At 71.7% G+C, this 23,889-nt stretch carries 23 protein-coding genes and 1 pseudogene; 9 read left to right on the plus strand and 15 right to left on the minus strand.

What is annotated here, in order from left to right; genetic code table 11:
* Window positions 1–8: 8 nt before the first annotated feature.
* A complete protein-coding gene (locus KUM39_RS00360; protein WP_217783254.1) occupies window positions 9–191 on the plus strand; it encodes a tail-anchor membrane protein in 183 nt (60 codons plus the stop codon).
* 114 nt (window positions 192–305) lie between these two features.
* Here the strand turns inward: KUM39_RS00360 and KUM39_RS00365 are convergent, their stop codons facing one another.
* The 3 genes from KUM39_RS00365 to KUM39_RS00375 all read right to left on the minus strand — a co-directional run bounded on the left by KUM39_RS00365 (window position 306) and on the right by KUM39_RS00375 (window position 2,531).
* Window positions 306–1,166, minus strand: coding sequence for a hypothetical protein (locus KUM39_RS00365; RefSeq protein WP_217783255.1), 861 nt, complete (start codon window positions 1,164–1,166; stop codon window positions 306–308).
* Window positions 1,167–1,354: 188 nt separating this feature from the next.
* Window positions 1,355–1,954 (minus strand): class I SAM-dependent methyltransferase, encoded by a 600-nt coding sequence (locus KUM39_RS00370; protein ID WP_217783256.1) that lies wholly within the window; start codon window positions 1,952–1,954, stop codon window positions 1,355–1,357.
* A 148-nt stretch (window positions 1,955–2,102) separates the two neighbouring features.
* Complete coding sequence (locus KUM39_RS00375) at window positions 2,103–2,531, minus strand: PPOX class F420-dependent oxidoreductase (protein ID WP_217783257.1); 429 nt, start codon at window positions 2,529–2,531, stop codon at window positions 2,103–2,105.
* Between the two features lie 92 nt (window positions 2,532–2,623).
* On the opposite strand from KUM39_RS00375, the gene KUM39_RS00380 reads away from it, so the two are divergent.
* Window positions 2,624–3,037, plus strand: a complete 414-nt coding sequence (locus tag KUM39_RS00380) for a roadblock/LC7 domain-containing protein (protein WP_217783258.1) — start codon at window positions 2,624–2,626, stop codon at window positions 3,035–3,037.
* A 126-nt stretch (window positions 3,038–3,163) separates the two neighbouring features.
* A complete protein-coding gene (locus KUM39_RS00385; protein ID WP_217783259.1) occupies window positions 3,164–4,294 on the plus strand; it encodes a DUF6397 family protein in 1,131 nt (376 codons plus the stop codon).
* Window positions 4,295–4,306: 12 nt separating this feature from the next.
* Here KUM39_RS00385 and KUM39_RS00390 read toward each other — a convergent pair whose 3' ends face one another.
* Complete coding sequence (locus tag KUM39_RS00390) at window positions 4,307–5,173, minus strand: acyl-CoA thioesterase (protein WP_217783260.1); 867 nt, start codon at window positions 5,171–5,173, stop codon at window positions 4,307–4,309.
* A gap of 19 nt (window positions 5,174–5,192) precedes the next feature.
* Window positions 5,193–7,706 (minus strand): DEAD/DEAH box helicase, encoded by a 2,514-nt coding sequence (locus tag KUM39_RS00395; protein WP_217783261.1) that lies wholly within the window; start codon window positions 7,704–7,706, stop codon window positions 5,193–5,195.
* 145 nt (window positions 7,707–7,851) lie between these two features.
* On the opposite strand from KUM39_RS00395, the gene KUM39_RS00400 reads away from it, so the two are divergent.
* Window positions 7,852–8,646, plus strand: a complete 795-nt coding sequence (locus KUM39_RS00400) for a metal-dependent hydrolase (RefSeq protein ID WP_217783474.1) — start codon at window positions 7,852–7,854, stop codon at window positions 8,644–8,646.
* Window positions 8,647–8,663: 17 nt separating this feature from the next.
* Here the strand turns inward: KUM39_RS00400 and KUM39_RS00405 are convergent, their stop codons facing one another.
* The 4 genes from KUM39_RS00405 to KUM39_RS00420 form a co-directional block, all read right to left on the minus strand.
* Window positions 8,664–8,927 (minus strand): type B 50S ribosomal protein L31, encoded by a 264-nt coding sequence (locus KUM39_RS00405; protein WP_217783262.1) that lies wholly within the window; start codon window positions 8,925–8,927, stop codon window positions 8,664–8,666.
* 51 nt (window positions 8,928–8,978) lie between these two features.
* A complete protein-coding gene (locus tag KUM39_RS00410) occupies window positions 8,979–9,449 on the minus strand; it encodes a DUF5709 domain-containing protein (RefSeq protein ID WP_217783263.1) in 471 nt (156 codons plus the stop codon).
* A 276-nt stretch (window positions 9,450–9,725) separates the two neighbouring features.
* The gene (locus KUM39_RS00415; protein WP_217783264.1) at window positions 9,726–11,507 is read right to left on the minus strand and encodes an ABC transporter ATP-binding protein; all 1,782 of its coding nucleotides are present in this window, start codon (window positions 11,505–11,507) and stop codon (window positions 9,726–9,728) included.
* A complete protein-coding gene (locus KUM39_RS00420) occupies window positions 11,504–13,324 on the minus strand; it encodes an ABC transporter transmembrane domain-containing protein (protein ID WP_217783265.1) in 1,821 nt (606 codons plus the stop codon). Before KUM39_RS00420 ends, KUM39_RS00415 begins: the two co-directional genes overlap by 4 nt.
* A 220-nt stretch (window positions 13,325–13,544) precedes the next feature.
* Between KUM39_RS00420 and KUM39_RS00425 the strand changes: the two genes are divergently transcribed.
* On the plus strand, window positions 13,545–14,354 hold the full coding sequence (locus tag KUM39_RS00425) for a L,D-transpeptidase family protein (protein WP_217783266.1): 810 nt from the start codon (window positions 13,545–13,547) through the stop codon (window positions 14,352–14,354).
* A gap of 56 nt (window positions 14,355–14,410) precedes the next feature.
* On the opposite strand, the gene KUM39_RS00430 is transcribed toward KUM39_RS00425, so the two are convergent.
* Complete coding sequence (locus tag KUM39_RS00430) at window positions 14,411–14,860, minus strand: MarR family winged helix-turn-helix transcriptional regulator (RefSeq protein ID WP_217783267.1); 450 nt, start codon at window positions 14,858–14,860, stop codon at window positions 14,411–14,413.
* A 117-nt stretch (window positions 14,861–14,977) separates the two neighbouring features.
* Between KUM39_RS00430 and KUM39_RS00435 the strand changes: the two genes are divergently transcribed.
* Window positions 14,978–16,786, plus strand: a complete 1,809-nt coding sequence (locus KUM39_RS00435; RefSeq protein WP_217783268.1) for an ABC transporter ATP-binding protein — start codon at window positions 14,978–14,980, stop codon at window positions 16,784–16,786.
* A gap of 68 nt (window positions 16,787–16,854) precedes the next feature.
* Window positions 16,855–17,742: an endolytic transglycosylase MltG gene (mltG, locus tag KUM39_RS00440; protein WP_217783269.1), complete on the plus strand. Its 888-nt coding sequence runs from the start codon at window positions 16,855–16,857 to the stop codon at window positions 17,740–17,742.
* 29 nt (window positions 17,743–17,771) lie between these two features.
* Here the strand turns inward: mltG and KUM39_RS00445 are convergent, their stop codons facing one another.
* Both KUM39_RS00445 and KUM39_RS28015 read right to left on the minus strand, forming a co-directional pair.
* On the minus strand, window positions 17,772–18,827 hold the full coding sequence (locus tag KUM39_RS00445) for an NAD(P)-binding domain-containing protein (protein ID WP_217783475.1): 1,056 nt from the start codon (window positions 18,825–18,827) through the stop codon (window positions 17,772–17,774).
* A gap of 106 nt (window positions 18,828–18,933) precedes the next feature.
* Window positions 18,934–19,220 (minus strand): annotated as a pseudogene (locus KUM39_RS28015) (ABC transporter permease subunit); the annotation flags it as partial.
* Window positions 19,221–19,367: 147 nt separating this feature from the next.
* On the opposite strand from KUM39_RS28015, the gene KUM39_RS00450 reads away from it, so the two are divergent.
* Entirely contained in the window at window positions 19,368–19,790 is a 423-nt protein-coding gene (locus tag KUM39_RS00450) for a YjbQ family protein (RefSeq protein WP_217783270.1), read from the plus strand.
* Between the two features lie 269 nt (window positions 19,791–20,059).
* Here the strand turns inward: KUM39_RS00450 and KUM39_RS00455 are convergent, their stop codons facing one another.
* On the minus strand, window positions 20,060–20,461 hold the full coding sequence (locus KUM39_RS00455) for a DUF5997 family protein (RefSeq protein ID WP_217783271.1): 402 nt from the start codon (window positions 20,459–20,461) through the stop codon (window positions 20,060–20,062).
* 163 nt (window positions 20,462–20,624) lie between these two features.
* On the opposite strand from KUM39_RS00455, the gene KUM39_RS00460 reads away from it, so the two are divergent.
* On the plus strand, window positions 20,625–21,443 hold the full coding sequence (locus KUM39_RS00460) for a LysR substrate-binding domain-containing protein (RefSeq protein ID WP_217783272.1): 819 nt from the start codon (window positions 20,625–20,627) through the stop codon (window positions 21,441–21,443).
* Window positions 21,444–21,684: 241 nt separating this feature from the next.
* On the opposite strand, the gene KUM39_RS00465 is transcribed toward KUM39_RS00460, so the two are convergent.
* Together KUM39_RS00465 and KUM39_RS00470 are read right to left on the minus strand one after the other, a co-directional pair.
* Window positions 21,685–23,187: an MFS transporter gene (locus tag KUM39_RS00465; protein WP_217783273.1), complete on the minus strand. Its 1,503-nt coding sequence runs from the start codon at window positions 23,185–23,187 to the stop codon at window positions 21,685–21,687.
* A 201-nt stretch (window positions 23,188–23,388) separates the two neighbouring features.
* Entirely contained in the window at window positions 23,389–23,865 is a 477-nt protein-coding gene (locus KUM39_RS00470) for an Lrp/AsnC family transcriptional regulator (RefSeq protein WP_217783274.1), read from the minus strand.
* Window positions 23,866–23,889: the final 24 nt, after the last annotated feature.

The raw sequence follows: 23,889 nt of genomic DNA on the forward strand, positions 1-23,889 counted from the left end.
GACACCTCATGTCCAGCAACGCGAAGATCGCCGTGGGCGGTGTGGCGGTCGGGCTGATCCTGCTGTTGTGGCTGCCCTGGTGGGTGTCGTTCCTGATCGTGGTGGGCGTGCCGGTGGCCGCGTACCTCGCTCTGGACCCCTCCCAGCGGCGCAGGCTGCGCAGAGTCACCCGCAAGGAAATAGGCCGCTGAACCGGCGGGGCGGACGGACAGCTCCTTCCGCCCCGCCGTCGGCGGTGCCCAGGGCCGCCGGGGTGAGGGGTGGTCGAGGGCCGGGTGTGTCCCGGCGCTCTACCGCCAACCGGATCAGTTCGGGCGTACGGCCAGTCTGTCGAGCGCTTCCAGCAGGCCGGGCAGCTCCGGACCCCGGCCCACCGGCAGGACCTCGCGCGGCTTCTCGTCCAGCAGGACGAACGCGATGTCGTCGGTGCGGGCCACGATCGACCAGCCGGGACCGTCCGCGCGCAGGGTACGGGCGTCACCCGGAGCGAATGACGAACGCACCCGGCCGAGCGGCGGTGGCGAGTCGATGTAGGCATGGGCCTCGGCCAGCGCTCGCTTGACGCTGTGGGCGTTGGGGCTGGGGGCGCTCCCCGCAGCGGTTGCCGTAGTGGGGCCCGCCTCGGCGGTCCCGCCCGACGCGGGTTCGGTCTCGGCCGGAGAAGTACCGAACGCCTTGCCCAACTGCTCGCGCCAGACCGCCCACTGGAGCGCGATCTCGTCCGCCCCGAGCCGTCGCTGCGCCGCCCCCCAGGACGTGGCGTCCGGCGGGGTCAGAGCGGGTCCGCCGGAGATCTCGGGCGCGGGATCGTGCGGTGCGGGCACATTGGGGGCGGACACCGCCACGGCGAGCGGCCAGCCGGGCAGCGCGGCGACGACGGACCGCTCGTCCGGGGAGAGGTCGTACTCCATGCCGCAGTCCCACGACGCGATCGCCACGGCCACCAGGGAGACATCGTCGATCACGACGGTCCAGCGCGCTCCTGTGCCGTCCTGGCCGATCACCAGCCCGTATCCGTCGGCGCGCGGCGCGAGTCCCAGGGAGGCGCATGCCTCCGGATAGTCGTCGCCGAGCACGCTCGGGAACTGCGCCGGTGTCAACAGCACCGCCGTGAGCACGTACAGCGCGTCGTCCGCCGCGACGGCCTCCTCGTCCGTCTCGGCCATCCCTGCCTCCCCAGTGGTTTCGTCCGACGGCGCGCACCTTATTGCGGCCGTGAGCCACTTGTCACGACTCCGGGGACCAAGGAGAGCTGCGGTTTTCCACCTGGACCGGGGCGAAATACCCGAGGGAGCATGTGTGGGAGGCGTGCACGTTCGGAAAGCCGGGGGTGTGCTGTCTCGCCGCTCCGCCGTCAGACCTCGCGGACGGCCAAGGCCAGGAAGCGGTCGGCCTCATCGACGTACGAGGTCATGCGCCAGCCGGACCGGGCGAGGAGGGGACGCAGGTTGCCCTCGGCTCGTAGATCCTGGGGAGTCAGTTCGCGTCCCTGACGGGCGGCCAGGGCTGCGCGGCCGATGGGGTGGAAGAGGGCGAGAAGCCCGTTCGGCCGGACCACCCGCGCCAGTTCACGCAGGTTCTCGGCCGGGTCCGGCAGGTGGGCGATCAGACCGGCCGCGAACACGGCGTCCAGGGAGTCGGCGCGGAGCGGCAGCGCCGCGACATCGGCCAGCAGCAAGTCTCCGTCCTGGTCCCGGCCCGCCTCGACGGCCGCCTCCAGCATCGCGGCGGTCAGGTCCATGCCGATGACCACACCCGACGGCCCGACGGCGTCACGCAGGGGCGGAAGTGCCCTCCCGGTGCCGCATCCCGCGTCGAGCACCCGGTCGCCCGTATGCAGGCCCATCCCGGAAACGGCCCGCTCGAAGGCGGGACCGTCGTCCGGGAACTTCCGGTCCCAGTCGGCGGCGCGGGCGGTGAAGAACTCACGGACGTGATGGTGGGCTTCGCTCATGCACCGCATGATCGCGCACCGGGGACTCCTCGGCAGCGGTGCGCACGTGTTTCCGGCGGGTTCGGGCGCGACTGCCACTCGGGGAGCGGTTCGCACGGTGGGGCCGGGCGGTAAAGAACCTCCCGGCCCCAGCCGACCGTGCCGGGTCTCAGGCGGTCATGTCCTTCACGGCGATGACCTTGTCCACGGACACCCGGACCAGGAGTTCGCCCGCGACGCCGTTCCGGGCGCCGAACTCCTCCGCGCGGTCGTCGCCCATGTACCGGGCCGCGATCCTGGTCGCCCAGCGGCGCACCTCGTCCAGGTCTTCCGACACCTGGGCGCGTCCGGACAACACCACGAAATGGAAGGGCGGACGCTCGTCGTCCACACAGAGCGCGACGCGTCCGTCACGGGCGATATTGCGCCCCTTCACGCTGTTGTCGAAGGTGTTGAAGACCACGTCGTCACCGTCCAACAGGAACCAGATCGGGGCGACATGGGGGCTTCCGTCGGCGTTGACGGTGGACAGTTTGCCGGTCCGGGTGCCGTCCGAGACGAACGCCCGCCATTCCTCATCGGTCATCTTCTGTGCCATGCCTCCATCCTGCTTGCCCCGGCGCCGGTCGTGGGGAAGGCTGGCGGACAGATCCTCCAGCCGGGGGGAGACGTCACACGGGGAGACGGAACATGGCTCAGAACCAGGGACTCGGCTGGCTCCTGGACGATCTGACCGAACGAGTGGACCACGTACGGCACGCCCTGGTCCTGTCCAACGACGGCCTGGTCACCGGGGCGAGCACGGGGCTGCGCCGCGAGGACGCGGAACACCTGGCCGCCGTCGCCTCCGGTCTGCACAGCCTCGCCAAGGGCTCCGGCCGCCACTTCGGCGCCGGTCAGGTACGGCAGACGATGATCGAGTACGACGAGGCCGTACTGTTCGTGACCTCCGCCGGGACGAGCAGCAGCCTGTGCGTCCTCAGCGGTGCCCAGGCCGACATCGGCCAGATCGCCTACGAGATGACGCTGCTGGTCAACCGCGTCGGCGAGCACCTCGGAGTGGACGCCCGGCAGCCCGAACGCGCCCCGCTGCCGGACCTCTGAGCTGGACTCGTCTCCACTTCGGGGAAGTTATCCACAGGCCCGACGGGCGGAGTCGCGTGACGGCTACGGTGTGTGCACGGCTGAAGCACACGGCGTCAGCGAACCGCTCCACGGGGGAGTACGACCATGCAGCAGACCACCATCGACGTCCCGGCACACCCCGGTACCCTCACTCCTGCCCACGCGGCACGTGAACTCGGCCTGAAGCGCGAGGAGTTCGACCTCGCCGTCCACCTCGGCGGCATCCGCGTCCTGCCGGACGCCGGAGGGGGCGGAGGGCGCCGTGTGGAACAGGCGGAACTCGACCGGCTACGCGGAGAACCGGGCTTCCCCAGCACGCTCCGTGAGCGCGTACGTATCGTCGGCACGGCTGAGGGCGCGGCCCTGATGGGCATCTCGCCGGGCCGTTTCACCCGGCTCGCCCGCCTCGGATTCCTGATCCCCGTGCGCTTCTACCGCAATCGGTACCGCGCCGTCGTGTGGCTGTATCTCGCCCACGAACTGGCCCAGTTCGCGGCCAGGGCCGACAGCGGCCCGGCGCTCACCGGCCGCACACCGGAGACGCTGCGCGGCCAACTGGAAGCCGGAGTGGATCTGCGCGCCCGGAACTGGCGCGGGAGGCACCTCGGACTTCTCCTCCGGCAGGCGCCCGACGCCTGGGCGAGGGCGGGCGTCGTGGCCGGATTCCTGGCCGCCGTCGAAGTCGCGGACATCGTCCCGGACCCCTACGAGCGCTCCTACGTCAACCGCCTCCGGGTGGCCCCGCCGGGGCATGCCGCGCCCGGATCACCGTCCGCGCACCTCGCGGAGTCCCTCACCACGGCCCAGGACCCGGACGAGATCGGCTGGTTGCGCGGCGAACTGGCCGCCGAGGTCGAACTGGCCCGCACCGAGAAACCCGCCCCTCGCCCGGACGCGAGTACAGGCGCCCGGACCGGCGGAAGGCGGGCCCGGACGGCGGTCGAGCAACCTCCGCCCCCGCGCGGCCCGTCGGGAGAACACCCGCACCCGGCGCCGACGCGCATCCCTCGGAGCGCCGACTCCGGAGGAAGCCGGGTGACACGACCCGGGTTGCCGCGCCGTGACTACGGTGACCGGCTGGCCGTACCCCGGCGGCGGGCGACGCCCCGCGCCCAACAGCCGGACAGCGGAGCCGGTCTGCCCCCGCGCGGCCTCCGGGCCTGGCTCCGCCGCCGGAGCTGCCGTGCGACCGGGCCGGGAGCACGGAGCGAGCAGGCCACTCGTTCCGGCAGGTGAGGCCCACGCGGCTCACAGCGACCGGAACAACCCCTCCTGAACGACGGAGACGAGCAGGCTCCCCTCGCGGTCGTAGATACGCCCGCGAGCGAGCCCCCGGCCGCCCGTGATGATCGGGGACTCCTGGTCGTACAGGAACCACTCGTCCGCCCGGAACGGCCGGTGGAACCACATGGCGTGGTCCAGCGACGCCATGTCGAAACTCCGCGGGCCCCACAGGGGCTCGACCGGGATGCGCACCGCGTCCAGGAGCGTCATGTCGCTGGCGTATGTCAGCGCGCAGGTGTGCACCAGCGGATCGTCACCGAGCGGGCCGACCGCGCGCATCCACACGGCGCTGCGCGGCTCGGCCCCCCGCACCTCGGCGGCGTCCCAGCGCAACCGGTCCACATAGCGGATGTCGAAGGGCTGGCGGCGAGCCATCCGCTCCAGCTGTTCCGGCAGCGCGCCGAGGTGCTCGCGGATCTCCTCGGCCACCGGCGGCAGGTACTCGGGATCCGGCGCCTTGCGCACCGGAGGCAACTGGTGCTCGAACGGACCCTGTTCGGGCAGATGGAAGGAGGCGGTCAGATTGAAGATCGTGCGGCCCTGCTGCACGGCCGTCACCCGGCGCGTGGTGAACGAACGGCCGTCGCGGACCCGTTCCACCTGGTACACGATCGGCATGCCCGGTCGGCCCGGCCGCAGGAAGTACGCGTGCAGGGAGTGCACCGGGCGTTCGCTGTCCGTGGTACGCCCGGCGGCGACGAGCGCCTGTCCGGCCACCTGTCCGCCGAAGACCCGCTGTATCGACTCGTGCGGACTGCGCCCGCGGAAGATGTCCACCTCGATCTGCTCCAGGTCGAGCAGATCGACCAGTTTCTCGGCAGGGTTCGTCATCGGTGCTGATCCCCTCGGGTCAGAGCTGGCCGACATCGGTGACGCGGACGACCGCGCGACCCTCGGCGTCGGAGGCGGTCAGATCGATCTCGGCGCTGATGCCCCAGTCATGATCGTCGTTCGGGTCGTCGAAGATCTGCCGGACCCGCCAGAGCCCGTTCTCCGGCTCCTCCTTGATGATCAGGAGCTTGGGCCCGCGCGCGTCGGGACCGGTGCCCAGGTCCTCGTGCTCGTCCCAGTAGGCGTCGAGGGCCTCGCTCCACGCGTCGGCGTCCCAGCCGGAGTCGCCGTCCAGCTCGCCCAGCGCGTCCACCTGGTCGAGCGCGGCCAGCTCCACCCGGCGGAACATGGCGTTGCGGACCAGCACCCGGAAGGCGCGCGCGTTGGCCGTGACCGGCTTGACCTCGTCCGCCTTCTCCTGCGCCTCCTCGGCGGTCATCGTCTCCGGGTTGGCGAGCTGCTCCCACTCGTCCAGCAGGCTGGAGTCCACCTGGCGCACCATCTCGCCCAGCCACTCGATCAGGTCCTGCAGATCCTCGGACTTCAGGTCGTCCGGGATCGTGTGGTCGAGCGTCTTGTAGGCACCGGCCAGGTAGCGCAGCACGATGCCCTCGGTACGGGCCAGCTCGTAGAGCGAGACCAGTTCGGTGAAGGAGAGCGCCCGCTCGTACATGTCCCGGATGACGGACTTCGGGGACAGCGGGTGGTCGCCGACCCACGGATGGCTCTTGCGGTACGTGTCGTAGGCGTGGAAGAGGAGTTCCTCCAGCGGCTTCGGGTACGTCACGTCCTGGAGGCGCTCCATGCGCTCCTCGTACTCGACGCCGTCGGCCTTCATCAGGGCCACCGCCTCGCCGCGCGCCTTGTTCTGCTGGGCGACGAGGATCTGGCGCGGGTCGTCGAGCGTGGACTCGACCACGGAGACCATGTCCAGCGCGTACGACGGCGATTCGGGGTCGAGGAGTTCGAACGAGGCCAGCGCGAAGGTGGACAGCGGCTGGTTGAGCGCGAAGTCCTGCTGGAGATCGACCGTCAGGCGCACGATGCGGCCCTCGGCGTCCGGCTTGTCGAGCTTCTCCACGATCCCGCCGTCCAGCAGCGAACGGTAGATGGCGATCGCCCGGCGGATGTGCCGGAGCTGCTGCTTGCGCGGCTCGTGGTTGTCCTCCAGGAGATGCCGCATGGCGTCGAAGGCGTTGCCGGGCCGGGCGATCACCGACAGCAGCATGGTGTGCGTCACCCGGAACCGGGAGGTGAGCGGCTCGGGGTCGGACGCGATCAGCTTCTCGAAGGTGCTCTCCGTCCAGCCGACGAAGCCCTCCGGTGCCTTCTTCCGGACCACCTTGCGGCGCTTCTTCGGGTCGTCCCCGGCCTTGGCGAGCGCCTTCTCGTTCTCGATGACATGCTCGGGCGCCTGCGCCACGACCAGGCCCGCCGTGTCGAAACCGGCCCGGCCCGCCCGGCCCGCGATCTGGTGGAACTCGCGCGCCCGCAGCGTCCGCACCCGGTTGCCGTCGTACTTGGTCAGCGCGGTGAACAGCACCGTACGGATGGGCACGTTGACGCCCACGCCGAGTGTGTCGGTGCCGCAGATCACCTTGAGCAGACCGGCCTGGGCCAGCTTCTCCACCAGCCGCCGGTACTTGGGCAGCATGCCCGCGTGGTGCACGCCGATCCCGTGGCGCACGTAACGCGAGAGGTTCTGGCCGAACTTGGTGGTGAAACGGAAGTTGCCGATCAACTCGGCGATCCGGTCCTTCTCCTCGCGCGAGCACATGTTGATGCTCATCAGTGCCTGCGCCCGCTCCACCGCCTGCGCCTGGGTGAAGTGGACGATGTACACGGGCGCCTGCCGGTTCTCCAGCAACTCGGTCAGCGTCTCCGTGAGCGGGGTCAGCTCGTACTCGTAGGAGAGCGGCACCGGGCGGGTCGCGGAACGGACCACGGCCGTGGGGCGGCCGGTGCGGCGGGCGAGGTCCTTCTCGAAGAACGAGACATCGCCCAGCGTCGCCGACATGAGCACGAACTGCGCCTGCGGCAGCTCCAGGATGGGGATCTGCCAGGCCCAGCCGCGATCGCCCTCCGCGTAGAAGTGGAACTCGTCCATGACGACCTGGCCGACGTCCGCGTCCTTGCCGTCGCGCAGCGCGATCGAGGCCAGCACCTCCGCCGTGCAGCAGATCACCGGCGCGTCGGCGTTCACCGAGGCGTCGCCGGTGAGCATGCCGACGTTCTCGGTGCCGAAGATCTTGCACAGCTCGAAGAACTTCTCCGACACCAGCGCCTTGATCGGAGCGGTGTAGAAGGTGACCTCGTCACGGGCGAGCGCCGCGAAGTGCGCACCGGCGGCGATCATGCTCTTGCCGGACCCGGTGGGCGTCGAGACGATCACGTTCGCGCCGGAGACCACCTCGATCAGCGCCTCCTCCTGGTGGGGATAGAGGGTGAGGCCCCGCTCCTGGGCCCACGACTCGAAGGCTTCGTAGAGGGCGTCGGGGTCGGCGGTCGGCGGGAGCTGATCGATGAGGGTCACGCCCCCATCTTGCCTGCCCCGGCGGCCGAGGGGGGAATCGGCTGCGGTCCCGACGATCATGGACGCTACGCTGTGGCGCCGACAGCACGTCAGCGAGCCGGGTCAACTGGGCACCGGCGTACGAGGAATGGGGCGTACAGCGGCCATGATGGGACCAGCACACTCACTGTCGGGGGCCGCGGCCTGGCTCGGCGTCGGAGCGGCGGCGGCCGCCGCCGGGTACCCGATGCCCTGGCCGGTCCTGCTCGTCGGCGCCCTGATCAGCGCCGGTGCCGCGCTCGCCCCGGACCTGGACCACAAGGCGGCCACCATCTCCCGCGCCTTCGGACCGGTGTCCCGGTGGCTCTGCGAGATCGTGGACCGGCTGTCGTACAGCGTCTACAAGGCGACCAGGAAGCAGGGCGACTCCCGCCGCTCCGGTGGGCACCGCACGCTGACCCACACCTGGCTGTGGGCGGTCCTCATCGGCGCGGGCAGCTCGGCGGCGGCGATCTTCGGCGGCCGGTGGGCGGTGCTGGGCATCCTGTTCGTGCACATGGTGCTGGCGATCGAGGGGCTGCTCTGGCGGGCGGCCCGCGGCTCCAGCAGCGACGTCCTGGTCTGGCTGCTGGCCGCGACGAGCGCCTGGATACTCGCCGGCATCCTGGACAAGCCGGGCAACGGCGCCGACTGGCTGTTCGACGCGCCGGGCCAGGAGTACGTGTGGCTGGGACTGCCGATCATCCTGGGCGCACTGGTGCACGACATCGGGGACGCGCTGACCGTGTCCGGCTGCCCGATCCTGTGGCCCATCCCGCTGGGCCGCAAGCGCTGGTACCCGGTCGGTCCGCCGAAGGCCATGCGGTTCCGTGCCGGGAGCTGGGTCGAACTGAAGGTCCTGATGCCCGTGTTCATGGTGCTCGGCGGGATCGGCTGCGCCGCGGCCCTCAACGTGATCTGACCGACGGGTCCGCCCGGTCAGCTCGACGGCCCAGGTCCGGTCCCGCCGTACCGGCGCTCGAACCGGGCGATGCGGCCCTCGGCGTCCACCGTGCGCGCCCTGCCGGTGTAGAAGGGGTGGCTCTCCGAGGAGATCTCCACGTCGATCACCGGGTAGGTCTCGCCGTCGTCCCACTCGACGGTCTCCGCGCTCTGTGCCGTGGACCGGGTCAGGAAGGCGTATCCGGCGGCACGGTCGCGGAAGACCACGGGGTGGTAGTCGGGCTGCTGGTCCTGCTGCATGGCGGCTCCTCGTACGGGACGGTCGTGCGGGGGCGGGGCGAGGTGTCCGGGTCAGCCGAACGCCGAGTCGTCGTCCACCACGTGCATCGCGGCCTCCTCGGCGGAGGCGGCGGCGCCGTCGATGCCGACGTCGGTGGCGATCAGCGCGCTCTCCTCGTCCTCGTGCGCCCCTTCGTCGGGCGCGATCAGGCGGCCGGAGCGGACCGTGCCGACCTCGCTGTCGAGGAGTTCGCCGTCGGTGCCGTCGGCGTCACCGAGACCGTCGCCGTCCAGGACCGCCGTGTCGGGCACTTCCTCGGCCAGCCGCTCGTCCAGGGTTTCCCCGGTGAGCCGTTCCCCCGCCGTCACACCGTTGTGCTCGACCGCCCACGGACGCTCGGGAGGAGACCAGCCGCGGTCCAGGGGATCGCCGACGCCGTCGTAGTCCAGGGTGTCCTCGACGTCCAGCACGCCCGAGTCCTCGCGGATCTCCGAGGAATCGGGCTGGTAGACGTCGTCCCCCCAGCCGTCGTCGCTGCTCACGGGTACCTCCCACTGCTGAGAGCGGCCTCGGGTCCGCGACTGCCCGCGTACCGTCGGCTCGCCCGGTACGGGTTTCGCCCGGCACGGACCGAGGGGCTCCCGGCCGTTCCCGGAGCCTGTGCCGCAGTCCCAGCGTTCCATCTGGTCTCGGCACCGCGCAACGGCACGGCCGGTGGCCGGGAGCCGCACACGAGGGCGCGTCCCGGCCACCGGCCGCTCATCGGTCCACCCGGCCCGGCCGTTCGGGATATCCGGCCCGCGCGGCAAGACCGCTGGTCACCCGTGCCAGGACCGCCACAGCGCCGCGTACGCGCCACCGGCCGCGACCAGCTCGTCGTGGCTGCCCAGCTCGCTGATACGGCCGCTCTCCACCACCGCGATCACATCGGCGTCGTGCGCGGTGTGCAGCCGGTGGGCGATGGCGACGACCGTGCGCCCGTCGAGGACGCTCGCCAGGGACCGTTCCAGATGCCGGGCCGCGCGCGGGTCGAGCAGCGAGGTCGCCTCGTCCAGCACCAGGGTGTGCGGGTCGGCCAGCACCAGCCGGGCCAGCGCGATCTGCTGGGCCTGCGCCGGGGTCAGCGCGAGCCCGCCGGAGCCGACCTCGGTGTCGAGACCGTCGGACAGGCCGCGTGCCCAGCCGTCCGCGTCCACGGCACCGAGCGCCGCCCACAGCTCGGCGTCCTCGGCTCCGGACCGGGCCAGCAGAAGGTTGTCGCGCAGCGAACCCACGAAGACGTGGTGTTCCTGGTTGACCAGCGCCACATGGGAGCGGACCCGCTCGGCGGGCATCCGGGACAGCTCCGCGTTGCCCAGTGTGACCCGGCCCGCGCGGGGCGCGTAGATCCCGGCGAGCAGCCGCCCGAGGGTGGACTTTCCCGCACCGGATGGTCCGACCAGTGCCAGCCGGGTGCCCGGCGCGACCCGCATCGAGATGTCGCGCAGGACATCGACACCCTCGCGGTAGCCGAACCGCACCGCGTCGGCGTGCACGGCACGTCCCTCGGGGACCAGCGCGGCGTCACCCGCTTCCGGCTCGATGTCGCGGACGCCGACCAGTCGGGCCAGCGACACCTGGGCCACCTGGACCTCGTCGTACCAGCGCAGGATCAGGTTCACCGGATCGACCAGCATCTGCGCGATGAGCGCGCCGGTCGTCATCCGGCCCACGTCGATCCAGCCGTTGAGCACGAACACGCCGCCGATCATCAGGACCGAGCCGAGGACGATCACATGGACGGCGTTGATCACGGGGAACAGCACCGACCGCAGCCAGAGCGTGTACCGCTCCCACGCGGTCCACTGTTCGATCCGCAGCTCGGAGAGGGCGACGCGGCGGGCGCCGAGGCGATGGGCCTCGATGGTGTGACCGGCGTCCACGGTCTCCGCGAGGACACCGGCGACGGCGGCGTACCCGGCGGCCTCCGAGCGGTAGCCGGCGGGGGCGCGCCGGAAGTACCAGCGGCAGCCGAGCACCAGGACGGGCACCGCGATCAGTACGGCCGCAGCCAGCGGCGGAGCCGTCACCACCAGGCCGCCGAGCAGCAGCAGCGCCCAGACGACCCCGATCGCCAGCTGGGGTACGGCTTCCCGCATGGCGTTGGCCAGGCGGTCGATGTCGGTGGTGATGCGGGAGAGCAGATCGCCGGTCCCCGCGCGTTCCAGTACCCCGGGCGGCAGGCCGACCGAGCGGACGAGGAAGTCCTCACGCAGGTCCGCGAGCATGCGCTCACCGAGCATCGCCCCGCGCAGCCGTACCTGCTGGACGAAGGACGCCTGCACGACCAGCGCACACGCGAACAGGCCAACGGTCAGGCCCAGCCGGAGCTGCCGCGTACCGTCGGACACCCGCTCGACCAGATCACCGAGCAGGTAGGGGCCCACCATCGAGGCGATCACGGCCACCGTGTTGACGGCGATGAGCAGCAGGAACGCCCGGCGGTGCCTGCGGAACAGTTCCAGCACGTACGCGCGGACCGTCGAGGCCGCGCCGACGGGCAGGGTGGTGGCGGTCGTCGGGGCCGCCGGGTCGTACTGCGGCGGTGCGACGCCGATCATGCGCTCTCCTCGATCTCTTCCAGTTCCGCGAGGGCGCCCAGCAGGGAGTCCTCGGGCTTCGCACGGGTGTCGGCGGCGGCCAGTTCCTCGTCGGTCTCGCGGGTCACGACCGCCCGGTACCGGGGGTCGCCGTCGAGCAGTTCCCGGTGGGTGCCGCTGACGGCGGCCGTGCCCGCGTGGACGAGTACGACCCGGTCGGCGTGGTCCAGCAGCAGGGGCGAGGAGGTGAACAGGACGGTGGTGCGCCCCGCGCGCAACCGCCGCAGTCCGTCCGCGATCCGGGCCTCGGTGTGCGAGTCCACGGCGGACGTGGGCTCGTCCAGCACCAGCACCTCGGGGTCGGTGACCAGCGAGCGGGCGAGGGCGAGCCGCTGCCGCTGCCCGCCGGACAGGGAGCGCCCGCGCTCGGTGATCCGGGCGTCCATCGGGTCCGCGGCGTCCAGGGAGCCCTGCACCAGAGCGTCCAGCACATCGGCGCACTGCGCCGCCGCCAGCGCGTCCTCGGCGGCGACGGAGCCGGAGGAGGGCACGTCGAGGAGTTCGCGCAGGGTGCCCGAGAGCAGCACCGGGTCCTTGTCCTGGACGAGCACCGAGGTGCGGGCACTGTCGAGCGGCAATTCGTCCAGCGGCACCCCGCCGAGCATGACCGGGGCGGACGGCTCGGCCGGGTGTCCGCCCAGCCGCTCCGCCAGCAGCCCGGCCGCGTCCGGATCGCCGCACACCACGGCGGTGAGCAGCCCCGCCGGAGCGAGCAGACCGGTACCGGGGTCGTAGAGGTCACCGGTGGGTGCCTCGGCCGCCCGTACGCCCCCGGCGTCCACCGGCCGCTCCAGTGCGAGCAGTTTCGCGGCCCGTTTGGCGGCGGGGCGCGAGAAGGAGTACGCCATAGCGATCTCCTCGAAGTGGCGCAGCGGATAGGCGAGCACCATGACCGCGCTGTAGACGGTGACGAGATCGCCGACACTGATCCGGCCCTCGCCCGCGAGCGACACGCCGAGCCAGACGACCACGATCATCAGTACACCGGGCAGCAGCACCTGGAAGGCGGCGATCACCGACCACATGCGGGCACTGCGCACGGCCGCGTGCCGTACGTCCTGCGAGGCCCGGCGGTAGCGGTCGAGGAAGAGTTCCTCACCGCCGATGCCGCGCAGCACCCGGAGTCCGGCCACGGTGTCCGACGCCAGCTCGGTGGCCCGTCCCGCCTTCTCCCGCTGGACATCGGCCCGCCGGGTCGCGCGCGGCAGCAGCGGCAGCACGGCGAGCCCCACCAGCGGCACGCCGACGGCGACAATCACGCCGAGCGCGGGCTGGTAGAGGGCGAGCCCGACGCAGACGATCACGACGGTGAGCGCGGCGGCGGTGAACCGCGAGACCGACTCCACGAACCAGCCGACGCGCTCCACGTCACCGGTGGAGACCGCGACGACCTCGCCCTTGGCGACCTGACGGTTCAGCGCGGAACCCAGCAGGGAAGCCTTGCGGGCCAGTAGTTGCTGGACGCGGGCGGCGGCGGTGATCCAGTTGGTGACGGCAGCCCGGTGCAGGAAGGTGTCGCCCACCGCGATGCCCGCACCGCACAGCGCCAGCAGACCGCCCGTCAGGGCGAGCCGGGCGCCGGAGCGTTCGACGACGGACTGCACGCCGAGTCCGACGCAGAACGGCAGCGCGGAGACCGAGACGAAGTGCAACAGCCCCCAGGCGAGCGCCTTGAGCTGACCGCCGCGCTGGTTGCGCCAGAGCCACCACAGGAAGCGGGGACCCGAACGGGCGTCGGGAACGCCGGGGTCCGGATACGGAAGGTCTTGAATGCGCATGGCGTCCCAGTGGCTCGTGTCAGGGGGTGGGGGGAGTGGCAAGCCGTGAAAGGTTCGCCGTACCGAGCGCGGAATTTCAACCAGTTTTCCTGCCGGACGGAGATTGCGCCGCCCTTCCCGCCCGCGCACGCCGACAGCACCGGCAGCGCTTTCCTCTGGCTCCGTCAGCCGTTCGTCCGCCCACCGCGCGACGACCGGGGGCGTACGTGATCATGATCGCGTGCACATCGACAGCGCGCGGCGCGCGGCGGGCGCGGTGGCGGCCCTCGGGATCCTGCTCGGCTCGCTCACCGCGTGCGGAGGCACGGAACCGGGCCCTCCGCCCGCCGCCGGGGCCGGTCCGGCAGCCGGGGAAGCGGTCGGCCGTGACCTGGCCGGACGGGACGCCTCCCGCCGGGGCCCGGTGCCGGAAGCCGGTGGTCCGGCCGGTCCGGCGGAGGCGGGTACGGTCACGATCCCCGGCGTCGGCGGGCTGTTGCAGCGGAGGATTCCCGCCACCACCGGGCAGGTTCTCGTCGTGTACGGCGAGGGCCGCGACTCCGCCGAGTCCACCGTCGTGTTCTACACGCGCCACCGCGACGGCTGGCGCCCCGCGGGTGCCTGGGCCGCCCACAACGGTCGCCAGGGCTGGACGACCGACCATCACGCGGGGGACGAACGCAGCCCCGTAGGCGTCTTCTCCCTCACCGACGCGGGCGGGGCGCTGCCCGATCCGGGTACGAGGCTGCCGTACACCCATGACACCGGGGCCTACGCGCCTCCCTACGCGTGGGACCCGGCGCATCTGCACGACTTCGACTACGTCGTCGCCATCGACTACAACCGGGTCCGGGGCGCTCCACCGCACGACCGGGTCCGGCCCTGGGGCGGTGAACTGGGCGGTGGCATCTGGCTGCACGTGGACCACGGGGACGGTACGGCGGCCTGCGTCAGCGTCGCGGAGGAGGTCATGGAGCATCTGCTGCGCACGCTCGACCCGGCCCGGCACCCCGTAGTGATCATGGGGAACAGGGAGGAGCTGCTGGTCTGAGGGCCGGGGAGGCGGGCCTGCTCCCTCAGTCGTGCCGGGGAGGCGATCCTGCCCCCTCACTCGTGGCGGGGCGGCTCCACCTCGATCAGCGTGTCCAGCAGGACGCCGAGCACCGCGCGTTCCTTCTCGGTCAGCGGGGCGAGGATCTCCTCGGCCGCCGAGCGGCGGGCGCCGCGCAGTTCCCTCAGGGTGTCCCGGCCCTCGTCGGTCAGCTCGATGCGAGTCACCCGCCGGTTCGTGGGGTCCGCGACCCGGCGCACCTTGCCGTGCGCCTCCAAGCCGTCCACCAGCGTCGTCACCGCGCGCGGGACCACTTCCAGGCGCTCCGCGAGGTCGGCCATACGGGGCGGTGACGGGCAGTGCGCGAGGGTGCGCAGCAGCCGGGACTGAGCCGGTGTCACGCCCAGATCGCGCCGCTCGAAGTGGCGCTTCTGGATGCGGTGCACCCGACGGGTGAGCCGGAGCAACTGCTCGGCGAGCAGGCCGTCGGGATCGGGGGTGGTCATGCGGGAACAATATCAGGACGCAATTCATTGTGAGCGTAGGTAACAATGAGCTATGATCCGTAATGCAGGGTCGGTCGCCACGCGCGCCGACCTCCGACGCGTCCTCCGAAGGAGCCCATGCACCCCGAACACGTCACCTCGTGGAAGCCGCCGACCGATGCCGGGGAACAGCCCCGGCAGGTGCGGCGAATCCTCCGACTCTTCCGCCCCTACCGGGGGCGGCTCGCCGTCGTCGGCCTGCTGGTCGGCGCCGCCTCCCTCGTCTCGGTGGCGACGCCGTTCCTGCTGAGGGCGATCCTCGACGTCGCCATCCCCGACCGCCGCACCGGACTGCTGAGCCTGCTCGCGCTCGGCATGATCCTCAGCGCCGTCCTGTCCAGCGTCTTCGGCGTGCTGCAGACGCTGATTTCCACCACCGTCGGCCAGCGCGTCATGCATGACCTGCGCACGGCCGTCTATGACCGGCTCCAGCGCATGTCGCTCGCCTTCTTCACCCGCACCCGCACCGGTGAGGTGCAGTCCCGTATCGCCAACGACATCGGCGGCATGCAGGCGACCGTCACCTCCACCGCCACCTCCCTGGTCTCCAACGTCACCAGCGTCGTCGCCACGATCGTCGCCATGATCGCCCTGGACTGGCGGCTCACCGTGGTCTCGCTCCTACTGCTGCCGGTCTTCTTGTGGATCAGCCGCAGAGTGGGCAACGAGCGCAAGCGCATCACCACGCAACGCCAGAAACAGATGGCCGCGATGGCGGCCACGGTCACCGAGTCGCTGTCGGTCAGCGGCATCCTGCTCGGCCGCACGATGGGCCGTGCCGACTCGCTCAACCGGTCCTTCACGGCGGAGTCCGAGGAGCTGGTCGATCTGGAGGTCAGATCGAACATGGCGGGCCGCTGGCGTATGGCCGTGATCACCATCGTCATGGCCGCGATGCCCGCCGTCATCTACTGGACCGCCGGTGTCGCGCTGCAACTCGGCGGACCGCAGATCTCGCTCGGTACGGTCGTCGCCTTCGTCTCGCTCCAGCAGGGGCTGTTCCGGCCCGCCGTGAGCCTGCTGGCGACCGGTGTGCAGATCCAGAGCTCCCTCGCGCTCTTCCAGCGCATCTTCGAGTACCTCGACCTGCCCATCGACATCACCGAACGCGAACGGCCGACCCGCCTCGACACCGTCAAGGGCGAGGTCCGCTTCGAGAAGGTCGAGTTCCGGTACGACGGCGACGAGCGGTCCCGGCCGGTGCTGGACGGGGTGGACATCACCGTCCCGGCCGGAGGCAGCCTCGCCGTGGTGGGGCCGACGGGCGCCGGCAAGTCCACGCTCGGCTGCCTGGTCCCGCGTCTCTACGACGTCACCGGCGGACGCGTCACCATCGACGGCGTCGATGTCCGCGACCTCGACTTCGACACCCTCGCCCGTGCCGTCGGCGTGGTCTCCCAGGAGACGTACCTCTTCCACGCCTCCGTCGCCGACAACCTGCGCTTCGCCAAGCCCGACGCGACCGACGGGGAGCTGCACGCGGCGGCCCGCGCGGCACAGATCCACGACCACATCGCCGCACTGCCCGACGGGTACGACACGGTGGTCGGTGAGCGCGGGCACCGCTTCTCCGGCGGCGAGAAGCAGCGCCTGGCGATAGCCCGGACCATTCTGCGCGACCCGCCCGTCCTGCTGCTGGACGAGGCGACCAGCGCCCTGGACAACCGCACCGAGGCGGCCGTGCAGGACGCCCTGGACGCGCTGTCGGCCGACCGGACGACCATCACCATCGCCCACCGGCTCTCCACGGTCCGCGACGCCGACCAGATCGTGGTCCTGGACGCAGGCCGGGTCGCCGAACGCGGGACGCACGAGGAACTGCTCGCGCGCGACGGGCGTTACGCGGCGCTGGTGCGGCGGGACGCCCAGTTGGAGCCGACGGGATGACACGCCAGGGCGGCCGACAAGCTGACGATATGTCGGGTTGGAGGCGTTAAGCGTATTACCGTGCCCGCATGCAGATGAACATTCCGCCGCGGGGCACGGTCCGACTGACCCGCAGGGGCAGGCTCGTCCTCGTCGTGGCCGGCACCGCGCTGGCCGGTACCGCCGTGGCGGTACCGCTCCTCAGCATCGCGGGCGGGTCCGACCAGGAGAAGCCCGCCACCCTGGTGATTCCGGAGGGATGGCGCGCCAACCAGGTCTACAGCGCCATCGACAAGGCCCTCGAAGCGCCCACCGGCACCACACGCAAGAGCGTCGCCAAGGCAGGTCTGAAACTGCCCGGCGAGGCCGGGGGAAACCCGGAGGGGTATCTCTTCCCGGCGACGTACCCGTACAAGAAGGGCATGACCCCCGATGCCCTGCTGCGGTCGATGGTCGAGACCGCCAACGACAGGTTCAACGGGGCGCCCGTCGCGGCCGGGGCGCAGCGCAACGCGATGAACGTCTACCAGGCCGTCACCATCGCCAGCATCGTCCAGGCGGAGGCGTCCACCAGGACGGACATGGGCAAGGTGGCCCGCGTCGTCTACAACCGGCTGCAGAGCGGCATGCCGCTCCAGATGGACTCCACCATCAACTACGCGCTGAACCGCAGCACCCTGCGCACCAGCACGGACGACACCCGCACCGACAGCCCGTACAACTCGTACCAGCGCATGGGGCTGCCGCCGACGCCCATCGACAATCCCGGCCAGGACGCGATGCGGGCCGTGGTCAACCCGCCCGCCGGGGACTGGCTGTACTTCGTCACCGTCAAGCCCGGCGACACCCGTTTCACCGCCGACTACTCCGAACACCTGCGCAATGTGGCGGAGTTCAACGCCCACAGCGAACGCTCGGGCCGACCCGAACCGAGCGGCGGCACCGGCAGTCTGCCAGCTTCGCAGCCGCCGCGCTGAGCACGGCGGACCGGCAGGCGGCAGGTACCTCAGGCGGCCGGGACCACCGGCTCACCGGCCAGCAGCCGCCGGATGTCCCGCACGGCGGCGCGACCCGCCCGGTTGGCGCCGACGGTGCTGGCGGACGGGCCGTAGCCGACGAGGTGGACGCGCGGATCGACGACGGCGCGGGTGCCCTCGACGCGGATGCCGCCGCCCGGCTCGCGCAGCCGCAGCGGTGCCAGATGGTCGAGGGCGGCGCGGAAGCCCGTGGCCCAGAGGATCACGTCGGCGTCCACGCGTCGCCCGTCGTCCCACTCGACGCCGTCCGGGGTGATCCGGTCGAACAGGGGCAGCCGGTCCAGCACCCCGTCCGCGAGTCCCCGGCGGACGGCGTCGGTCAGTGGCAGCCCGGTCACCGAGACCACGCTCCTCGGCGGCAGCCCCTGCCGTACCCGCTCCTCCACCAGCGCGACCGCCGCCCGGCCCAGCTCCTCGTTGAACGGACCCTCGCGGTAGACCGGCGGGCGCCGGGTGACCCAGGTGGTGGCCGCCGCGTACGGGGCCAGCTCCAGCAGGTGCTGGGTACCGGAGGCGCCGCCGCCCACGACGACCACCCGGAGCTCGGCGAACTCCTCGGGGCCCCGGTAACCGGCGGTGTGCAACTGCCGTCCGCGGAACGTCTCCTGGCCCGGATAACGCGGCCAGAACGGGCGGTCCCAGGTGCCGGTCGCGTTGATCAGCGCACGGGTGGACCAGTCCCCGTCCGAGGTCTCCACGAGCAGGCGGCCCGACGCGCCCTCGCGTACCGCGTGTACGTCCACGGGGCGCCGTACCCGCAGGTCGAAGGCGTGCTCGTAGCGGTCGAAGTACGCGCCGATCACCTCCGACGAGGGCCGGTCCGGGTCGGCGTCCGTCAGCTCCATGCCCGGCAGCGCGTGCATGCCGTGCACCTTGCCGTACGTCAGCGACGGCCAGCGGAACTGCCAGGCACCGCCCGGCGCGGGGGAGTGGTCCAGGACCACGAAGTCACGGTCCGGCTCGAACCCCGTCCGGCGCAGATGGTGGGCGGCCGACAGCCCGGCCTGTCCGGCGCCGACCACCATGACGTCCACCTCGCGCGCGTCCACCTCGCGTATTTCGTTCACGATTCTACGAACAGTGGGGTGGGCGGGGATCTTCCCCACCGGGCACGCGGCGACCGTCCGCCGTCACCGCGCCCAGCAGGGCGACATGTTGGATCAGACCCCGGTGGGGGAGGCTCAATGGCTGGCTCGCCTGGATGAGTTGGGCATCGGCGCCCCGGATTCCCGCGTACACGTTGAGGCAGAGCGGAAAGGTCACACCGAGGGTGAGGATGGCGATCTTCGGCGCCTCGCCGATGCCGAACCAGATGATGAGCCGAACCTGATGATGAACAGCGGGGGCAGACCGACGAACGGCACTGTGCGCAGTATCTGCACGGGAGTGCCCACCAGATCCTCAGCGGCCCTGAACAGCCAGCGGGGCAACCGGGTTCGGCGCGCGGCGGCGGGGACGAGGAGTTGAGGCGCGGGGCTGCGAAAGCGGGCGCCGACAGCGGTACGCGGGCTGCCCACCGACGCGTCACCTCGTGTGAACCCTGGCCAGTGGGTCAGGATGAAGTCATGTCAGAAGCCTTCACCACCCGGATGCTGAACGTCACCACGGGGTCGCGGGAGCGCGTCGTCGATCTGACGGCCGACTGCGAGGAGTTCCTGCGCGAAGCGGCGGCGGGCCGCGACGGCCTGCTGAACATTTTCGTACCGCACGCGACCGCCGGAGTCGCCGTCATCGAGACGGGTTCCGGCAGCGACGACGATCTCCTGACCACGTTGCACACCCTGCTCCCGGCCGATGACCGCTGGCAGCACCGCCACGGCAGCCCCGGCCACGGCCGTGACCACGTCCTGCCCGCGTTCGTCCCGCCGCACGCGACCCTGCCTGTCATCGGCGGCCACCTCGAACTGGGCACCTGGCAGTCGGTCTGCCTGGTGGACACCAACCGCGACAACCCGGACCGGAAGGTGCGGCTCAGTTTCCTGGGTTGAGCGGGAGCGTTCTCGGGGTGGCCGTCCTACCCGCTGCCTGGCACGCAGCCCGTGAACCGCCTGCCTTCTTCCGTCAAGCCGGAGCAAGGGACTGGGGAGCCGTGAGCTGTCTCAGGGGTCCGCGATGTGCGGGCCGACGACGGTCCGGGGGCACGGGGCTTTTCGGGGCGACGGCTTCGCGGGCTGACCGCTCCGAGGACTTACGTCTCCATGTGCTGAGGAAACGACGCCGGAAAACGGAAGCTTTGTGGGCGGGGGAGGTTCAAACCTCAGTTCTTGCCCGCTTCCTTTTCCTCGCGTTCCCGGCGCAGGTTCTTCACCCGGACCGCCTCCTTGCGGACCTCCGCCTGGGTGGCGCGCTCCTTTTCCAGCCACTCGGGGCGCTGGTTCTTGAGGGCCTCGATCTCGTCGCTGGTCAGGGCGTCCGTGACGCCGCCACGGGTGAGGCCCGCGATGGAGATGCCCAGCTTGGCCGCGACCACCGGGCGGGGGTGGGGGCCGTTCTCCCGCAGCTCGCGCAGCCACTCCGGCGGATTCGCCTGCAACTCGTTCAGCTCGGCGCGCGAGACCACGCCCTCCTGGAAGTCGGCGGGGGTGGCGGGGAGGTACACACCCAGCTTCTTCGCCGCGGTGGCGGGCTTCATCGTCTGGGCGTTCTGCTGCGAACTCATGTGGTCAAGGGTATCGGCCGCCCGCCGGGCGCCCGACCACGGCCATCCGGCGAGCGTCCGACCATGACCGTCCGCCGAGCGCCCGACCACGTCCATCCGCCGGACCCGGCCCATCGACCCCGGCCGACGACCGCCCCGTACAGCGGCCGGTAACCTGGCCCCTGTGACAGATGCGCAGGAAAACCCGCCGTTCCGGCTCGCCTACGTCCCCGGAGCGACCCCCGCCAAGTGGGTGCGGATCTGGAACGAGCGCTTCCCCGAAAGCCCGCTCACCCTGCTCCAGGTCGCCCCGCCCGAGGCGGCGGACCTGATGCGCGCGGGGGAGGCCGACGCCGGTCTGGTGCGGTTGCCCGTGGACCGTACGTTCTTCAGCGCCATCCCGCTCTACGCCGAGACCACGGTCGTGATCGTCCCCAAGGACCACGTGATCACCGCCGCCGACGAGGTGACCCTGGCCGATCTCGCGGACGAGGTGCTGTTCCACCCGCTCGACGACGTCTTCGACTGGGATGCCCCGCCCGGCGAGCCAGCGTTCGAACGGCCCGCCACGACGCCGGACGCGATCGAGTTGGTGGCCGCCGGGGTCGGCCTGCTGATCGTCCCGCAGTCCCTGGCCCGGCTCCACCACCGCCGTGACCTCACCTACCGTCCGGTCATCGACGCTCCCCAGTCCCAGGTCGCCCTGTCCTGGCCCGAGGAGGCCACCACCGACCGGGTGGACGACTTCATCGGCATCGTCCGAGGACGCACGGTCAACAGCACGCGCGGCCGTACCCCGCAGCAGGGCGAGGGCACCCGGCAGGAGAAGCGCCCCGAGCGCGCGGGCGGAACGGCCCGGCAGAAGCAGGGCGCTCCCAAGAGCGGAGGGGGCAAGCAGACGGGTGCGAAGCAGACGGGCGGCAAGTCGTCCGGGCGTCCGGCTCGCGGGCGGGGCGCGTCCGCCGGTGCTGCCAAGCGGGGGAAGCCGCGCCGGAAGTCGTAGAGACGGTGGTTCCGTAGCTGCGGATCAGGGCTTCGGCGCTGTGGGACGGACTCGCATACGGCAGCCGACCGTACGCGGATGCTCCGGAGCGAACCCGCCCCCGCAAGCTCCGTCCCGGCGAGGTCCGCGCCCGCTCCCTCCCGCAAGCTCCGCCCCAGCGAGGTCCGCACCTGCCCCCTCCCGCAAGCTCCGCGCCCGCGAGGACCGCGCCCGCCCCCCCCGCGAGTCGCCCCCCGCCCCCTCAAGACCCCTGCTTCACCGTCTCCCCGGTACCCCCACCCGCCACCGCCCCCGGCCGCCCCGCCGTCTCAGGGCCCGGCTCCGGATGTACCGAACGTTCGCGCAGGTCGGCGACTGCCAGGACCAGCGCGATGAGGATGAGCCCCACGGCGGTGAGCAGGCCGAGCTGGATGGCCGTGGTGGAGCGGCCGTGACCGGTGAGGTGGGCGAAGTAGACGGCGCCGACGATGGCGATGCCCGCCGCCGACCCGACCCGCTGGCCGGTCTGGAGGACACCGCCCGCCGCGCCCGCGCGGCGGACCGGGACGCGGGTCAGAGTCAGCGTCGTGTTGGGCGAGACGGTGAGACCGGAGCCGATGCCTCCGATCAGCATGGGGAGGACGGTTGCCCAGCCGAGCCGGTCGCCGGGCACCAGACGTACGGCCATGATCACGCCCAGCAGGCCGACGGCCACGCCGCTGAGGCCGATGACGACGAGCTTGCGCCCGTGCCGTACGACCATCTTGCCGCCCATCGCGGCCCCGACCGCCGACGCGGCGGCGAAGGGCAGCACGGTGACACCGGCGGCCAGCGCGCTGTATCCGAGGGTGTTCTGCAGGAACAGGGTGAAGACGAAGAAGACGGTCGTGAACCCCGCGAAGTAGGTCAGGCTGATCAGCGCGCCCAGCGTGAAGGACCGCAACGAGAACAGCCTGAGGTCCAGCAGCGGGGCCCGGCCCAGCCGCCCCTGGCGCCGCTCCCAGACCCAGAACGCGCCCAGCAGCAGCGCGGCCACCGGGAACAGCGCCCACTTGGCCCGGCCGGTCCACTGCTGCTCCTGCACCAGCGGCAGCATCAGCGCGAGTACACCGGCGCCGAGCAGCAGCACGCCGAACAGGTCGAACTCCTCGCGCCGGGAGTTGGTCGCGGGCAGACGCGGCAGGAGGCGGAAACCGGCGATCAGGGCGGCCACACCGATCGGGAGGTTCACGAAGAACACCCAGCGCCAGCCGTCGTCCGTGCCGACCGCGTGGATCAGCAGGCCGCCCGCGAGCGGGCCGACCGCCGTCGAGATGCCGATGACACTGCCGAGCAGCCCGAACGCCTTCGCCCGCTCCGCGCCCTGGAACATCTGCTGGATCAGCCCCGAGGTCTGCGGCGCGACCATGCCCGCCGCCGTGCCCTGGATCAGCCGGAACAGCACCAGCCAGGACGCGCCGGGCGCCAGCCCGCAGGCCAGCGAGGCCACCGTGAACAGCGCGAGCCCGATCAGGAACGCCTGACGGCGGCCCCGCATGTCCCCGAGCCGCCCGGCGGGTACCAGCGCGAGACCGAAGGTGAGGGCATACCCGGAGACCACCCACGACTGGGCGGCCTCCGAGGCGCCGAGCCCGCGTTCCATCGAGGGCAGCGCCACATTCACGATCGAGGTGTCGAGCAGCGAGATGAAACCCGCCGTCAGACAGACCCCGAGCGCCTTCCACCGCCGGTCGTCGGGGATGGGCCGGGCCTGGGCTGTGGTCATGTGGTCACGCTAAGCAGCCACCGCCCCCGGCGCGCGCAACCACGGACGCCCCGCGCGCCGCCCGGCACCCGCAGGGACGGACACGGCCCGGCATCCGGGGGACCCCCGCCTCGGCCGCGCCCCGTGCCGATTCGTCGGCCGGGCATGCGCCGAACGGGCGACAGCCCCAGCCAGACCGCCGCTCACCCGCAGCCCTCGCTCTCAGGGCCGCCCCGCCCGCCCCAAGGACTCCACCAGGGGCAGCAGCCGGTATGGAACCCGCTCGCGCATCGCCACCTCTGTGCGCGTGCGGACGACCCCCGGTACCCGGATCAGCTTCTGGATGACGTCCTCCAGATGCGCGTTGTCCCGCCCCACCACGCGGGCCAGCAGATCCCCGCCGCCCGTGATGGAGAACGCCTCGACGATCTCGGGTACGGCGGCCAGCGCGTCGCCCACGTCGTCCAGGTGGCCCTGGGTGACCTCGATGTGCACGAAGGCCAGCACCGTGTGGCCGAGGGCGGCGGGGGAGAGCGAGGGGCCCGTGCCGGTGATGACACCGTCCCGTTCCATGCGGTCCAGGCGGGCCTGGAGGGTGCCGCGCGCGATCCCGAGGACACGGGCGTACTCGCGCACGCTGGTACGCGGCTGCTCCAGCAGGAGCCGGAGGATGCGGGTGTCGAGTTCGTCCACGCTCATGGAGCCGGACTGTACCAATGGCCC

It is taken from the genome of Streptomyces corallincola (assembly GCF_019104725.1).
GTDB classification, from domain to species: domain Bacteria; phylum Actinomycetota; class Actinomycetes; order Streptomycetales; family Streptomycetaceae; genus Streptomyces; species Streptomyces corallincola.